We start from the raw sequence: 14363 nt of genomic DNA, 5'->3' as shown, positions 1-14363 counted from the left end.
GGGGGCTCTCCGCCAGAGAGGATCAAGTGATCGCCGGCGCACGAGCTCCGTGAGGAGCGCGGGCGCGGGAGGAAAGTCCGAGCTTCACAGGGCAGGGTGCTGGCTAACGGCCAGTCGAGGTGACTCGCAGGAAAGTGCCACAGAAAACAGACCGCCCGGTCGCGAGGCCGGGTAAGGGTGAAACGGTGCGGTAAGAGCGCACCGCTCGTCGGGTGACCGACGAGGCACGGCAAACCCCACCCGAAGCAAGACCAGACAGGGGTCGCGTGGCCCGCACGATGACTCCGGGTTGGTCGCTCGAGCCCACCGGCAACGGTGGGCCTAGAAGAATGATCGCTGCCGGCGCGAGCCGGAACAGAACTCGGCTTACGAGCCCCTCTGGCGGAGGGCACTTTTTTCGCGCGCGCCCGGCCGATCCAGGCCAGCCGACGTGCGGCGGTCCAGCCGAGGGTCTCGGCGGCTCGCGCTGACGCCGCGGCCGCCTGCGCTCAGCGCGGGCTGATCTGGGTGTTCGACGGCAAGGCCGCCCGCTCGCCGGTGGGGATCAGCCGACCGCGCACGCGCACGCCGCCGAAGCTGGTCGCCGCGCGGTCAGCGCCGCGCCTTCGACGGGCGCCAGCCGTCCTCGGGGCCGCCGTCGCGGATCGAGTGGACGTTGGCGCGGCGCAGGGCCCGGGCGAGGAAGAAGCCGCTGATCGCCAGGACCGTCACGCCCGCGGCCATGATCCGCCAGCGGTACGCGCCGCCGACCGCGGGCCGGGTCGAGGTCCAGAACCCCGACGGGCGGCCGGTCAGCACCTCGGGGTGGCGCATCTCCTCGTGCTGCAGCGGCAACGAGCCGAACCCGCCGGGATCGGGCTGGGCGCTGGCGCTGGCCGCGCCCAGACCGAGGACGAGTACGATCGCTGCGAGGCGGGCCATCGCGACCGTGTACCGCGGCGCGACGCGGCCAGCAATGGGCGTCGGCGTGGCGAGGCGTCGCGGATGGACGCCCGCCCGCGGATGTGGCACACCCCGCAGCCGCGATGCGCAAGCTCCGGCCACCGCAGCCCAAGCCCGGTCCGCGGCACGTGCCCCGGGTCGACGACGACGCGGCGGCCGTGCTGGCGCCGGGGCCCGACGCGATCGATCGCATGATCGCGCGGCTCGGTCCGGCGACGGTGATCGACGCGCTCGCGCCGATGGTGTCGGCCGAGCGCGCGGCCCGCATCGACCTTGTGCTGGCGGCGCGCCTGGCCAGCGTCGTCGGCGTGGTCGAGGACGTCTACGATCCGTTCAACGGCGCCGCGGTGATCCGCACGTCCGAGGCCCTCGGGCTCCACGGCCTGCACGTGATCGAGACCGGGCTGCGGTTCCAGGCCGCCAAGGGCATCACCCGCGGCTGCCACCGCTGGATGGCGATCGAGCGCTGGCCGAGCGCGCGCGCGTGCGTCGACGCGCTCCACGGCCGCGGCTTCGCGGTCTACGCGACGACGCCCGGCGCCGACCACACGATCGACACCGTCGACGTCGGCCGGCCGATCGCGGTGGTCTTCGGCAACGAGCACGCCGGGCTGCCGGCGGCGACGGTGGCCGCGTGCGACGGGACGATCGCCCTGCCGATGCACGGGTTCACCCAGAGCTACAACCTGTCGGTGTCGGCGGCCCTGGCCCTGGCGCAGCTGGCCGGGCGCCGGCGCGCGGTCCTGGGCGCCACCGGCGACCTGCCGGGCGACCAGATCCACGCCCTGCGGGCCCGCTGGTTCGCCCTCAAGGTCCGCGGCGCGGTCGGCATGGTCGAGCGGATCGTGGCAGGCGAGACACGGCCGGGTGTGGCCACACAGCCGCATTCGCGCGATAACACCTGACACACGCTCCCGGGCCGGGTCCCGGGTCTCCTGACACACGCTCCCGGGCCGGGTCCCGGGTTTGCAGCTGCCCGCCTCACCCATGCAACCAAGCCCACCGCTCGCCAAGCCTCGCCGCCGCCCGGGTCCGTCCCCGGCGTCGCGCACCCGCGGCCGCAAGGCCCTGCGGGTCCTCGGCTGGCTGGCCCTGGTCGGCCTGGTCCTGACCGCGCTGGGCGCGATGGTGATCGCCGGCGTGTTCTGGATGTACTCGAAGAACCTGCCGTCGATCACCCGGATGGGGGACTACCACCCGCGCCAGGTGACGGTCGTGGCCGACGTCCACGGCGATCGCATCGGCGAGCTGTACAACGACGAGCGCCGGACGGTGGTGCGGTTCGACGAGGTCCCGCCGATCCTGGTCGACGCGTTCGTCGCGGCCGAGGACGCCAGCTTCTGGACCCACGACGGCATCGACTACCGCGGCATGGTCCGCGCGTTCTTCACCAACCTGCGCTCCGGCAAGACCAAGCAGGGCGCGTCGACGATCACCCAGCAGGTGGTCAAGACGTTCCTGCTCACGCCCGAGCGCACGTTCAAGCGCAAGATCCAGGAGATCATCCTGGCGCGCCGCCTCGACAAGTCGCTGTCCAAGCAGGACATCCTGACCCTGTACATGAACCAGATCTTCTTCGGGCACGGCCGCTACGGCGTGCAGGAGGCGGCGCGGTTCTACTTCGGCAAGGACGTCGCCGCGATCAACGTCGGCGAGGCCGCGCTGCTGGCCGGGTTGCCGCAGTCGCCCAACAACATCTCGCCGCTGGTCAACCCCCAGCGGGCCAAGGCCCGCCAGACCTACGTGCTCAACGAGCTGGCGCGCCACGGCAAGATCACCGCGGCCGAGGCCGGCAAGTGGATCGACGCGCCGATCCAGGTCGTGCGCGAGCCGTTCCCGCACCTGGGCGACTCGCCCGAGTGGGTCGAGGTCGCGCGCGCGGAGATGGATCGGCTCCACGGCAAGGGCGGCTACGACAAGGTCGGCGGCGTGGTCCAGACGACGCTGCGGCCCGAGCTCCAGGACGCGGCCCGGGCGGCGCTGCAGAGCGCGCTGCGCGCGGTCGACGCGCGCCACAAGATCGGGCGGCCGGTGCGCAAGGTCAAGGCGGACAAGGTCGTCGACGAGGTCGCGCGGCTCGGCAAGAAGCTGCCCAAGGGCGGCCCGGCCAAGGGCGAGCCCTACGAGGCGGTCGTGACCGCGGTCCACGACGGCGACGGCGAGCTCGAGGTCGACCTCGGCGGCTGGCGCGCGGCGCTGGTCCTCGGCGGCCCCGACGACGACCGCTTCAACCCGGTCGGCGCCGGCGGCGCGCGCAAGAAGCCGGCCGAGCGGTTCGCCGTCGGCGACGTCGTCAAGGTCACGCCGTTCGCGGCGACGCTCGGCAACCTGCCGCCCAAGGCCAAGCACGGCGCCCACGTGGTCGTGTTCGCGCCCGGCGCCGAGGGCGCGGTCGTCGTGATCGATCCCCGGACCCGCGAGGTGCTCGCGATGGTCGGCGGCTACCGCAAGGTCGCCGGGGGCCTCAACCGCGCGCTGGCGGCGCGGCGCCAGCCCGGGTCGAGCTTCAAGCCGGTGGTCTACGCCGCGGCGCTGGCGAGCAAGCAGTTCACGCCGGCGTCGATCGTCAACGACTCGCCCGAGGTCTACGACCTGTGGAAGCCCGAGAACCACCACAAGGGCTCGTTCGAGGGCCCGGTGCGGCTGCGCTACGCGCTCGCGAAGTCGATCAACACCGTCGCGATCAAGGTGCTGCACGAGATCGGGCCCGACGCCGCGGCCGACCTGGCGGCGCAGCTCGGCATCACCGGCAAGCTGCCGCGGACGCTGTCGCTGGCGCTGGGCTCGGGCGAGGTCACGCCGCTCGAGCTGACCAACGCCTACGCGACGTTCGCGGCCGGTGGCCAGTACGCGCCGGCGCGGTTCGTGACCGAGCTGCCGGGCGGCGCGGCGCAGGTCGAGGCCACCCGCGAGGTGCTGTCGCCGGCGGTGGCCTACGTGATCACCGACATGATGCGCGCGGTCGTCGAGCAGGGCACCGCGACCAAGGCCAAGAGCCTGGGCCTCACGATCGCCGGCAAGACCGGCACGTCGAACGACGCCCGGGACACCTGGTTCGTCGGCATGACCGCCGACGTCGTCATCGGCGTGTGGGTCGGCAACGACGACAACAGCCCGCTCGGCCGGGGCGAGGCCGGCGGCGTCACCGCGCTGCCGGCGTTCATCGACACGCTCAAGGCGATGGGCCCCAAGAACACGCCGTTCCCGCGCCCGCCCGGCGTCGTCACCGCCGACATCGATCTGGTGACCGGGCTGCTCGCCGCGCCCGGCGCGCCGGCCAAGACCCACATGACCGAGGTGTTCGTCGACGGCACCGCGCCGACCGAGGTCGCGCCGCTGCCGGGCGAGATCGACGCGCAGACGTTCGTCATCGACGAGTACGGCGACGAGGCCAGCCCCGAGGCCGCGCCGCCGTGAGGCGGGCGCTGGTCGTGGCCGCGCTGGTCGCCTCGACGCGGCTCGCCGGGGCGACGCCGTTCGCGCCGCCGCCCGCGCCGGCCGGCGGTGGACCGATCGGCGCGCTGTGGCGGCAGGCGGTGGTCGCGCTCGAGGACGCGAGCGCGGCCCGGGTGCCGGTGCTGGTGCCGCCGACGCCGCGGCCGGTCACGTGGAAGGCCCGCCGGGTCGCGTCGCTCGATCTCGGCGCGCCGGTGCTGGCGCTGGCGGCGGCGGATCTCGACGGCGATCGGATCGACGAGCTGATCGTCCTGACCGAGCGCCACGTCGTCGTGCTGGCGGCGCACCGCAAGGGCCTGCGCGAGCGCGCCCGGATCGCGGTGCCGGCCGACCCGCCGGCGCTGCGGCCGCGCGATCCGATCGGCGCGCTGGCGGTGGCGGCCGGCCCCGACGGCGTCGAGCTGTGGGCCCGCTCGTCGAGCGCCGCCCGGGCCGCGCGCTACGGCTGGCGCGGCGGGGCGCTGGTCGAGCTGGCGCCGGTGCTCGGGTATCCGCTGTGCGCCGATCGCGTGGTCGAGCTTGCGGCCGGGCGCAACTACGCGACCGTCGACGGCGTCGACGTCTGGACCGCGCGCTGTCGGCTGGGCGAGGTCGACCGGCTCGGGCGCTCGATCGCGGTCGAGGCGATGGTCGCGGTCGGCGGCGCGATGACCGTCACCGTCGACACCCGCTGCCCGCGCGGCGGCGGGCCGTGCGCGGCTCAGACCCGGGCCACGCTCGACGGCGTCGGCACCGCGGTCGAGGTCGCGGACGTCGATCGCGACGGCGCGGTCGAGGTGCTGGTCGCGGGCGCGGGCGCGCCGGGCGACGCCGACGCCGTGGCCGTGCACACGCTGACCGCCGCGGGCTTCGCCAAGAAGCCGCGGTTCCGGCGCGCGTTCCTGGGCGGCGTGGTCGGCCTCGCGGTCGGCGACGTCGACGGCGACGGCGATCGCGAGGCGTTCGCGGCGGTGCGCCTGGCCGGCGCCCGCAAGGTGGACCTGTGGCTGCTCGACTGAGCCCGTCCTCGGGCGGCCGGGTCGCGCCGGTCGCGCTGGTCGCGGCGCTGGCGCTGGCGCTGGCGCTGCCGGCCCACGGCGAGTCGCGCCCGCGCTACGGCGGCGCCGCCAGCGGCAGCGTGCTGGGCGAGCCGGCCGGGTTCGATCCGATCGCGGCCCGGTCGGTGGCCGACACCACCGTGATCGCGCTGGTGTTCGACACGCTCTACCGGGTCGGCCCCGACGGGCGGATCGCGGCCGGGCTGGCCGCGGCGCTGCCCGAGGTCGTCGGCGGCAAGAGCCGGATCGCGCTGCGCAGCGGGGTCCACTTCCACAACGGCGCCGCGGTCAGCGCCGCCGACGTGGCGGCGTCGCTGGCGCGGGTCAAGGCCAGCGCCGGCGCCGGCTGGCTCCTGGCCGGCGTCGACGACATCGCGGTCGACGGCGACGCGCTCGTGCTCGGCACGACCCGCAAGGATCTGCCGATGCTGCTGGCGGCGCCGGCCACCGCGATCACGCCGCGCGGGGCCGCGCCGCGCGCCGGCGCGCCGATCGGCTCGGGCCCGTTCCGCGTGGCCGCGATCAAGCGCGACCGGATCGAGCTCGAGGCCTACGCCGAGCACCACGCCGGGCGCGCCTACCTCGATCGCGTGACGCTGCGCTGGTTCACCAGCGCCGACGGCGAGGCCCGGCTCTACGAGACCGGCGGCGCCGACTGGTCGCTGCGCGGCGCGACCGTGTTCGCGAGCGGCACGCCCAAGCACCCGACCGTCCAGCTCGACGGGCCGGCCACGATCCTGGTCTACCTCGGGTTCGGCGCCGCTCACGCCGCGATCACCGGCAACCGCGACTTCCGCATCGCGATCGACCTGGCGCTCGCCCGCGGCGGGTTCGACGGGCTCGGCGCCGGCGAGCGGACCGTGCCGACCCGCGATCCGGTGCCGCTCGATCTGGGCGGGCCCGAGCTGCCCGACGCGCAGCGCGACGCCCGCATGGGCGACGCCCGGGCCGCGCTGGCGGCGGCCGCGGCCGCGGTGCCGGCGCTGGCGCCCGACGCGATCGGTCGGGTCTCGCTCGAGATCCTCCTCGACAGCTCGCGCCCCGACGATCGCGAGATCGCCGAGCGGGTGGTGATCGCGCTCGACAAGCTCGGCGTCGCCAGCACGATCGCCGCGGTCACCGCGCCCGAGCTGGCGCGTCGGGTCGACGCCGGCACCTGTGACCTGTACGTCGGCCAGCTCGCGACCACCGTGACGACCCCGGCGCTGATGTACGCGGCCGCGTACGCCGCCGGCGGCGAGCGCGCGGTCGCCGACAAGCTGGCCGGCGGCGGCACCCTCGACCTGGCCCGGGTCCGGGCCGCGTTCGCCAAGCGCCTGCCGATCGTGCCGCTGGTCGATCGCGGCGTGCGGCTGCAGATCCGCCGCGATCTGCGCGGCGCCTGGTTCGACACCGGCGCGCGCCTGGGCGTGGCCGATCTGTTCCGCTGGGATCGGTAGCCGACGATGCGCCTGCGCAACCGCTTCATGCTGTGGTTCGGCCTGGCCGCGCTGGTGCCGATCGCGGTCGCGGCGATGGTCACGCGCGAGGTCGTCGCCCGCAGCTACCGCGACGAGTACCAGCGCACCCGCGGCGCGGCCGAGCGGGCCGCGCGCGGCGAGGTCGAGCGGCTCGAGACCCAGCTGATCGACACCGCGGCGGCGCTGGCGCGGCGTGAGGATCCGCTGATCGGCGGGCTGTTCCAGGACCTGGTCAAGGACGGCGGCGAGCTCAAGGTCGACGCGCGCCGGCGGCTGCGGGAGCAGAGCGGGCCCGGCATGGCCGGCCGCGGGATCGACGTGCTGACGATCGTCGACGCCGACGACAAGGTCCTGGCGGCGCCCCACAACCGCGGCATCGTCGGCGATCGCGCGCCCGAGGCGCGGGCGCTGGCGGCGTCGGGCAAGGTCGTGTTCCGGCAAGAGAAGATCATGGGCGCGAGCGCGCTCACGGCGGTGCTCGTGGCCGAGACCGCGCGCGTGGCCCGGGACGGCGCCCACACGGTCGTGGTCGTGGTCGGCCGCGCCGTCGACGCGCGCCTCACCGCGAGCGTGCGCCGGGCTGGGCAGATCGACACGCGGATCGTCGACGGCGGCGGCCGCGAGCTGGTGGCGCCGGCCGAGCCGGGCTGGGATCAGCGCGGCGGGACCCGGGTGCGGATCGCCCTGGCCGGCGACGGCGCCGAGGTCGCGGCCTGGATCGAGGTGATGGTGCGCGATCGCGATCTGGCGCGGCTGCAGCGCCAGGTGACCCTGGTCGCGGCGGTGCTGGCGGTGCTGGCGCTGGGCCTGACGATGCTCCTGGGCGCGGTCGTGGCCCGGCGCATCACGCGCGGCCTCGACGGCCTGGTCGAGGGCGCCCACGCCGCCGCCAAGGGCGAGCTCGAGCACCGCGTGCCGGTGACCTCGGCCGACGAGATCGGCGAGGTCGCGGGCGCGTTCAACCTGATGCTCGAGGACCTGCGCACCGCCGAGGAGCGCCTGGTCATCGCCGAGCGGATCGCGGCCTGGCAGGAGATCGCGCGCCGCCTGGCCCACGAGATCAAGAACCCGCTGACGCCGATCCAGATGGCGATGGACAACCTGCGCAAGACCTGGCGCAAGCAGCACCCGTCGTTCGGCGAGATCCTCGAGGAGTCGACCGCGACCGTGCTCGAGGAGTCCGATCGGCTGCGCCGGATCGTCTCGGAGTTCTCGGACTTCGCGCGCATGCCCAAGGCCGACCTGCACCCGCTCGACCTGTCGGAGGCGGTGGGCGCGGCGCTGGCGCTCTACCAGGGCGCGACCCCGGTCACCCACCAGCTCGCGGCCGGTCTGCCGGCGGTGGCGGCCGACCGCGGGCAGCTCACGCAGGTCGTGCTCAACCTGGTCGAGAACGCCCGCGACGCGATCGCCGGCAAGGCCGACGGCGCGATCGTCGTCACGACCCGGCGCGGCGACGCCGGCGATCGGATCGAGCTGATCGTCGAGGACAACGGCCCGGGCCTGGCCGCCGAGCTGCGCGACAAGGTGTTCGCGCCGTACTTCACGACCAAGCACGGCCGGGGCGGCACCGGCCTGGGCCTGGCGATCGTGCACCGGATCGTCAGCGATCACGGCGGCCGGATCGTGATCGCCGAGGTGCCCGGCGGCGGCGCCCGGTTCACGATCGAGCTGCCGCTCGAGGTCGGTCAGCCGCTCCTGGCGTCGCTGGTCAAGCGTCCTTGACCGGCGTCGCCTTGAGCGCGGCCTTGCCGTCCTTGACGTAGACCGAGAACCGCACGCCGACGGTGCCAGGCTTGCTCATCAGGTCGTCCTGGTTCTTGCGCAGCTTGTCGACGAACTTGCCGAACGTGAGGCCGGCGGTGGGCTCGCCGCACGTGGTCTTGAGCGCGACGAAGTCGTCGAACACCGACCGGAAGTAGGCGTCCTCGTCGGCGGGCTCGGCCGCCGGCGGCCGCCGGCCCGCCGCGCTGGCCAGGATGTCGTCGTCGAGGCCGCGCGCCGGCTGATCGACCGTGGGCGTCGGCGGCGGCGCGATCGGCGCCGGGGTCTTCGAGCGCGGCACCGGCGGCGCGACCGGCGCCGGGGTCTTCGCGCGCGGCACCGGCGGCGCGATCGGCGCCGGGGTCTTCGAGCGCGGCTGCGGCGCGCGCGGCGCCGGCGCCAGATCGAGCTCGGGCGCGGACGTCGCAGGGCCGGGCTGGAACCGGAACTCGGCCGGCGGCGGCGCCGGCCGCGGCGGCGCCGGCACGTCGATCGCGTCGAGCGAGCCGAAGCTGCCGTCGGCGGGGCCGAGCAGCTGGTCGAGATCACGGCGGGCGGCCCGGGCCTCGCGCGCCAGCTTGTCGATGTGGATGTTGACCGAGCGCGCGACCGAGCCGAGCCGGCCGCCGTGGCGGTCCTCCGGCAGGCGCTCGCCCTTGCCCTTGGCCAGCTCGACGGCGTCGGCGGCCAGGCGCCGTACCGGCCGATCGTGCTCGAGCACCGTCAGCGCCAGGCCGCCCGCGAGCGCGATCAGGAAGCCGAGCCCGACCAGGACCCACGGGAAGTTCGCGAACGACAGGTCGTCCTTGCGCACCTGATCGAGCGTGCGGCCGAGCCCGGCCGGCGGCGCCTGCTCGAGGTAGACCGCGAAGAAGCCGTCGTCGAACCGGGCCTCGCCCGGCAGCCGCGCGACCAGCGCGGTCAGGCGCTGCTTGCCCGAGGTCGCCATGAACGGCTGACCCGACTTGCAGTCGGTGTCGAGGTCGGCCGGGCTCGCGGCCAGCTTGGCGTACTCGGCGAAGACCTCGCGATCGAGCACGGTCGCCGACGACGAGATCGCCAGCTCGCCCTTGACGTAGAAGCCGACGGTGGCGCCCAGCGGCCGCATCAGCTCGTCGGCGAACTGCTTGGACACGGCGTTGCCGACGACGACCGCGCCGACGTACGCCAGCGGCGGGTCGCGCTTGATCACCGGCGACGCGGCGACGCGGTACAGGCGCTTGCCGATCTGCCACAGGTCGTCGCGCAGGTACCCGGCCAGCGCGTCGTCGACCAGGAACCGCCCGGCCATCGTGTCGCCGAACTCGCTCTCGTCGACGCCGGCCGAGCCGGCCCGGGCCAGCACGCGGCCGCGGCGGTCGATCAGGATCGCGAAGTCGGGGCGGGTGCCGGCCACGCCGGCGATGGTCTGGGCCACCAGCTCGCGCGCGGCCTTGGACTGGGCCTCGTCGAGCGCCTCGGCCCCGGACGCGCGCTCGAGCGCGCCGACCACGTCGCCCTGGCGCGCGAACGCGCCGGCGACGTCGACCTGGGTCCGGGCCGCGCTCTTGAGCTGGATGTTGACGACGTCGCACGCGACCACCAGCCGCTGACGGTCGTCGTCGACGCGGGCGCGCTGGGCGGGGCGCGGCAGCAACAGCGCGACCGTGATCGCGACCGCCGCGGCGGCGGCCAGGAGGAACAGCCAGATCTTCGACCAGAACATCGGGGCTCCTCGCCGTGCCTACGGCTTGACCGGCAGGGCCGGCGGCAGCTTGACGGTGACGTCGGTGCGCTTGCTGCCGACGGTGATCGTGTCGTCCGCGCGCTCGATCCAGCCGGCGGGGGTGGGCGCGGCGGTGCCGCGGGCCAGGTTGCGCGGCGCGTAGTAGACGCGCACCGTCCAGTCGCCGGCCGGGACGTCGGCCAGCTCGAACTTGCCGGCCGCGTCGGGGTACGCGTACAGGCCGCGCTCGAGCACGATCGCGCGACCGCGGAGGTGCGGGGTGGCCTCGTCGACGATGTCGACCAGGCCGGCGGCGGTCGGCGTGAACGCGACCCGGTCGGTCGGGTTGAGCGGCTTCTTCGGCAGGAGCTGGGGCGCCCCGCGGGCCACCAGCACCGGCGCGCCGCGGCCCTGGTTGCGGATCTCGATCGCGTCGCCCAGCCGCGCCGCGACCACCGGTCGCGCGAACGAGTCGCCGCGCAGGTCCCACGTGACCGTGGTCGGCTTGGCCGCGGGCGCGCCGCCGGCGGGCTCGAGCACGACCACCATCGCCGGCAGCGGATCGAGGGGCCGCGCCGGTGCCAGCGGGTTGGCGAGGCGCGGCAGGTACGCGCGGCCCAGCACCGGGGCCTCGCCCAGGTCGGCCGGCAGCTCGACCTTGCCAGCCACGGTGCCGGCGCCCGCGGCGGGCGCCGCGATCACCGAGGCGATCAGGAGGGCGGCCGCGGACAGCGGAGGGCGCGGGTGCATCGCGGGGATCGTAGCCGCCGCGTCGGCACCACTTCAAGGGGCGGGGGCCTCGAGTACCAGGTGCGCGAACGCCGCGACCACCAGCGCGTGGTCGATCTCGCCGGATCGGATCATCGCGAAGGCGTCGGCGAGCGGTGTCGTGAAGGTCACGACCAGCTCGCCCTCGTCGAACTCGGGGGCGGCGACCAGGCGCGCGTCGTCGGCCACGTACATGTGGAGGTGGTTGTCCATGATCGCCGGGTTGGGCGACACCACCCCGAGCCGGCGCCAGCGCGTCGCCTCGAAGCCGGTCTCCTCCCGCAGCTCGCGCTGGGCTGCGGTCAGCGGATCCTCGCCCGGATCGACCATGCCGCCCGGGATCTCGACGTGGATCGCCCCGGTGCCGTGGCGGTACTGGCGGATCAGCACGACCTCGTCGTCGGCGGTGCGCGCGATGACGTTGACCCAGTCGGCGGCGTGCAGGCCGACGAACTGGCGCTCGGCCCCGGTGGTCGGGTGGCGGGCGCGGATCCGCTGGCTCGAGAAGATCCGGTAGTCGTTGGCGTGCGCGCGCTCGATCTCACGCCAGCGCAGCTCGTCGTCGGTCATGGCCCCACGGTAGCGCGAAGGCCCGCCGACGCGTCGGCGAACGCGGCCGTGCACGGCGGGCCGTCGGCCCAGGCCACGCCGACGACCCGGCCCGGCGCCAGCGCGGCGATCGTGGCGCTGCGCGTGCCGTAGCGTGGGCTGTGGACGCACACCGCCTGCAGCGCGGCCCAGGCCTCGATCGGCACCGGCAGCCCCGGCGCGAGCGGCGGGAGCGCCGACGGGATCGCGTGATCGGCCAGCGCCGTTGGCGCCAGCGCCCGCAGTCCGGCCCAGTCGGTGGCGCCGGCCAGGAGCGCCCGCAGCCGAGCTTGTTTCGGCTGCCCCGGGGCGTCGAGGCGATCGTTGGCGAGCACCGTGATCCCGCGGGGCAGGGCGTGCCGCGCGTGGCCACCGTCGCGGCGCAGGTACGCGACCTCGACGCCGCTGGCGTCGCCGAACACCAGGTTGCCGCTGGCGTAGGCGCGCGGATCGAGCGCGTCGACGTACGCCGCCATGGCCGCGCGGTCGCCGGCGGCGAGCACCTCGAGCACCCAGGCGCCGCGCGAGCGCGGGGCCCGCGCGGCCAGCGGCTCGCGCTGGTTCGTGACCGCGGCGAACCGACCGTCGGCGGTGAACGCCAGCCACGAGCCGCCGAGCACCAGATCCTGGCCGCCGATGACGCCGGGGCCGAGCTCGACCGGGGCGCGGGCCGGACGATCGTAGAGCTCATCGCGGTTGGCGGCGATCGCCACGGGCGCGTCGGCGAGCACGCCGTTGAGGATCGCGATCGTGCACACGGGGGTGAGATGCGCGGGCGCGGGCCGTGGCTACAGCGATTCGGCGCGGATCTCGAGCTTCCACTCGCCCGCGGTCGCGGCCGCGGCGGTCTTGCACGCGGCGGCCCAGGCGTCGCAGGCGGCGTCGTCGAGGCCGGGCCCGAGATCGACCCAGACCTTGATGTGGTCGGCGTCGTCGCCGGACGGCCGCACCCGCACCTCGCGCGGCGCGCGCTTGGCCGCGTCGGCGAAGGTGGCCACGAACCGCTCGACCGCCTCGGCGGCTTGGTTGATGTCCATGGCGCCAGTGTACCGCAGCCGCCGGGCGCGAACGGGTAGGATGCCGGCGTGGATCGCCCGCTCGTCGACCAGCGCCGGTACCTGGCCGCGCTCGCGGCGGCGGCGGCGCCCGAGCCCGTCACCCACCGCTGCCAGCTCGCGGCCCTCGCGCGCGAGCGCGCCCTGGCGTCGTCGGCCGCGGACGCGCCGAGCTACCGCCGCGCCTCGGGCGAGCTGTTCGAGCTGGCGCGCGCGGCGTGGCTCGATCGCCTGGTCGCCCACGCCCGGGTCGCGGCGGCGCACGACGATCCGTGGACCGCGACCGCGATGGCGATCGAGCTCGACGCGGCGCTCGCCGCCCGGGGCCACGCCGACTGGACCGCGGTCCTCGGGGCCGGCTCGGCGACCGCGAGCGTCTGGCAGGGGCACGCGGCCACCGCGCGTGCGGCGTACGGCGGCCTGGTGGCGGCGGTGGTCCAGGCGGCGTGGGATCGCCGGGGCGGCGCTCAGGCCGAGGCCGCCGCCGCGATCGCGGCCCACGGGCCGGCCTGGGTCGCGCTCGAGCCCGCGGCGGTCGACGGCGACCTCGATCGGGTCCTCGCGCAGCCACGCTACATCGCCGTGACGCCGTGGCCCGACGCCGGGCGCGCGGCGCTGACCGCCCGGCTCGCGGCGGCGCTGCCGACCACGGTCGCGGCGCCGGTCGAGGTCGCGCCGGTGACGGCGACGCTGGCGCGGATCGAGGCGGCGATCGCGCGCTACCTGGGGGCGCTGCCCAGCGCGGGCGGCGGGCCGATCGCTGGCGGCGAGCCGACCGTCGCCGACGTGGTCGTGCCGTACCAGGGGCTGGCCGCGTTGCCGGGCGACGCGCCGGCGCTGGCGGCGCTGCGCGGCGTCGCGCGCCAGATGATCGCCGACGCGGTCGGCGCGGCGACGCCGCAGGGCGTGCTGGCGGTGTGGACCGAGCGCGCGCGGCTCGCCGCCCTGGCGGCGGCGCCGGTGGCGGCCGAGGCCGAGGCGGTGCTGGCGCGGTGCGCGGCGTGGCCCGATCCGATCCGCGCGGCCGGCGCGCGGGCCCTGCTGGCGGATCTGTCCGGAATCCGGACCGGCACCGATGCCGACCTGGTGTCGATGCACCACGGGGCGTGCGCGACGGTCGAGGCCGGGTGGACGCGGGCCTTCGCCGAGGTGGCGCTGGCTCCGGTGCTCGCGACCTGCATCGCCGGCTGGGATCCCGCCGCCCGCGGATCGGTCGCGCCGGCCTGGGCGCTGGCGGGCGCGATCGCCGGCGTCGGGGTCGAGGTGGTGGCCGCGCCGCTGGCACGGGCGGTGGTCACGGCGATCGCGGCCCACCGCGTCGCCACCGATGACCTCGGCGCGTACCTCGGCGAGATCGGGCACGCCATCGTCGGCGAGGCCCGAGCCTGGCTGGGCGTGACCGGGCAGACGCCGACGAGCGCGGCCGCGGTCGAGGCCGCGCTGGCCGCGGGCTGGGGCGACCCCGCGCGCCGGACCGACGCCGCCGTGATCCTGTGGGGGCGCGCGTGCCCCCTCGCGCGGTTCGGTCCAACGCTGCCGCCGCGGCCGCCGGTGCCGGGAAGGTCCCGGCCTCGGCCTACGTAGGATG

The 14363-nt window shown here is 75.8% G+C and carries 12 protein-coding genes and 1 other RNA gene; 7 read left to right on the top strand and 6 right to left on the bottom strand.

The genetic code is table 11. From position 1 onward, the window contains the following. Nucleotides 1-14: 14 nt before the first annotated feature. Nucleotides 15-384: RNase P RNA component class A (gene rnpB / locus IPL61_02535), an RNA gene on the top strand. A 207-nt stretch (nucleotides 385-591) separates the two neighbouring features. Here the strand turns inward: rnpB and IPL61_02530 are convergent. Continuing rightward, nucleotides 592-921 (bottom strand): hypothetical protein, encoded by a 330-nt coding sequence (locus tag IPL61_02530; protein MBK9030211.1) that lies wholly within the window; start codon nucleotides 919-921, stop codon nucleotides 592-594. Between the two features lie 104 nt (nucleotides 922-1025). On the opposite strand from IPL61_02530, the gene IPL61_02525 reads away from it, so the two are divergent. The 5 genes from IPL61_02525 to IPL61_02505 all read left to right on the top strand — a co-directional run bounded on the left by IPL61_02525 (nucleotide 1026) and on the right by IPL61_02505 (nucleotide 8620). After that, a complete protein-coding gene (locus tag IPL61_02525) occupies nucleotides 1026-1847 on the top strand; it encodes an RNA methyltransferase (GenBank protein MBK9030210.1) in 822 nt (273 codons plus the stop codon). Nucleotides 1848-1929: 82 nt separating this feature from the next. After that, complete coding sequence (locus tag IPL61_02520; protein ID MBK9030209.1) at nucleotides 1930-4359, top strand: PBP1A family penicillin-binding protein; 2430 nt, start codon at nucleotides 1930-1932, stop codon at nucleotides 4357-4359. Further along, the gene (locus tag IPL61_02515; protein MBK9030208.1) at nucleotides 4356-5396 is read left to right on the top strand and encodes a VCBS repeat-containing protein; all 1041 of its coding nucleotides are present in this window, start codon (nucleotides 4356-4358) and stop codon (nucleotides 5394-5396) included. The genes IPL61_02520 and IPL61_02515 overlap by 4 nt, the downstream gene beginning before the upstream one ends. Beyond that, nucleotides 5381-6874 (top strand): hypothetical protein, encoded by a 1494-nt coding sequence (locus IPL61_02510; protein MBK9030207.1) that lies wholly within the window; start codon nucleotides 5381-5383, stop codon nucleotides 6872-6874. Before IPL61_02515 ends, IPL61_02510 begins: the two co-directional genes overlap by 16 nt. Nucleotides 6875-6880: 6 nt before the next feature. After that, the gene (locus IPL61_02505) at nucleotides 6881-8620 is read left to right on the top strand and encodes a HAMP domain-containing protein (GenBank protein ID MBK9030206.1); all 1740 of its coding nucleotides are present in this window, start codon (nucleotides 6881-6883) and stop codon (nucleotides 8618-8620) included. Here IPL61_02505 and IPL61_02500 read toward each other — a convergent pair. From IPL61_02500 to IPL61_02480, 5 genes are read right to left on the bottom strand one after another with little or no spacing between them, the layout of a single operon-like run. Further along, nucleotides 8607-10364, bottom strand: a complete 1758-nt coding sequence (locus tag IPL61_02500; protein ID MBK9030205.1) for a hypothetical protein — start codon at nucleotides 10362-10364, stop codon at nucleotides 8607-8609. The genes IPL61_02505 and IPL61_02500 overlap by 14 nt on opposite strands. Before the next feature lie 18 nt (nucleotides 10365-10382). Further along, nucleotides 10383-11114, bottom strand: coding sequence for a hypothetical protein (locus tag IPL61_02495; GenBank protein MBK9030204.1), 732 nt, complete (start codon nucleotides 11112-11114; stop codon nucleotides 10383-10385). Nucleotides 11115-11147: 33 nt separating this feature from the next. Then, the gene (locus IPL61_02490) at nucleotides 11148-11702 is read right to left on the bottom strand and encodes an NUDIX hydrolase (protein MBK9030203.1); all 555 of its coding nucleotides are present in this window, start codon (nucleotides 11700-11702) and stop codon (nucleotides 11148-11150) included. After that, nucleotides 11699-12478: an NRDE family protein gene (locus tag IPL61_02485; GenBank protein ID MBK9030202.1), complete on the bottom strand. Its 780-nt coding sequence runs from the start codon at nucleotides 12476-12478 to the stop codon at nucleotides 11699-11701. The genes IPL61_02490 and IPL61_02485 overlap by 4 nt, the downstream gene beginning before the upstream one ends. A gap of 30 nt (nucleotides 12479-12508) precedes the next feature. After that, nucleotides 12509-12757, bottom strand: coding sequence for a hypothetical protein (locus IPL61_02480; GenBank protein ID MBK9030201.1), 249 nt, complete (start codon nucleotides 12755-12757; stop codon nucleotides 12509-12511). 48 nt (nucleotides 12758-12805) lie between these two features. Here IPL61_02480 and IPL61_02475 point away from each other — a divergent pair, with 48 nt between their 5' ends. Beyond that, nucleotides 12806-14359, top strand: a complete 1554-nt coding sequence (locus IPL61_02475) for a hypothetical protein (GenBank protein ID MBK9030200.1) — start codon at nucleotides 12806-12808, stop codon at nucleotides 14357-14359. Nucleotides 14360-14363: the final 4 nt, after the last annotated feature.

This window comes from Myxococcales bacterium, from assembly GCA_016717005.1.
GTDB lineage: Bacteria > Myxococcota_A > Polyangia > Haliangiales > Haliangiaceae > UBA2376.
The sequence above is the reverse complement of the archived record's forward strand: the minus strand, read 5'-3'. Positions and strand labels throughout refer to the sequence as shown.

Coding starts and splice junctions, on each gene's coding strand:
- IPL61_02520 (MBK9030209.1), top strand. CDS start 1,930: ATGCAACCAAGCCCACCGCTCGCCAAGCCTCGCCGCCGCCCGGGTCCG.
- IPL61_02480 (MBK9030201.1), bottom strand. CDS start 12,757: ATGGACATCAACCAAGCCGCCGAGGCGGTCGAGCGGTTCGTGGCCACC.
- IPL61_02530 (MBK9030211.1), bottom strand. CDS start 921: ATGGCCCGCCTCGCAGCGATCGTACTCGTCCTCGGTCTGGGCGCGGCC.
- IPL61_02490 (MBK9030203.1), bottom strand. CDS start 11,702: ATGACCGACGACGAGCTGCGCTGGCGTGAGATCGAGCGCGCGCACGCC.
- IPL61_02495 (MBK9030204.1), bottom strand. CDS start 11,114: ATGCACCCGCGCCCTCCGCTGTCCGCGGCCGCCCTCCTGATCGCCTCG.
- IPL61_02525 (MBK9030210.1), top strand. CDS start 1,026: ATGCGCAAGCTCCGGCCACCGCAGCCCAAGCCCGGTCCGCGGCACGTG.
- IPL61_02500 (MBK9030205.1), bottom strand. CDS start 10,364: ATGTTCTGGTCGAAGATCTGGCTGTTCCTCCTGGCCGCCGCCGCGGCG.
- IPL61_02505 (MBK9030206.1), top strand. CDS start 6,881: ATGCGCCTGCGCAACCGCTTCATGCTGTGGTTCGGCCTGGCCGCGCTG.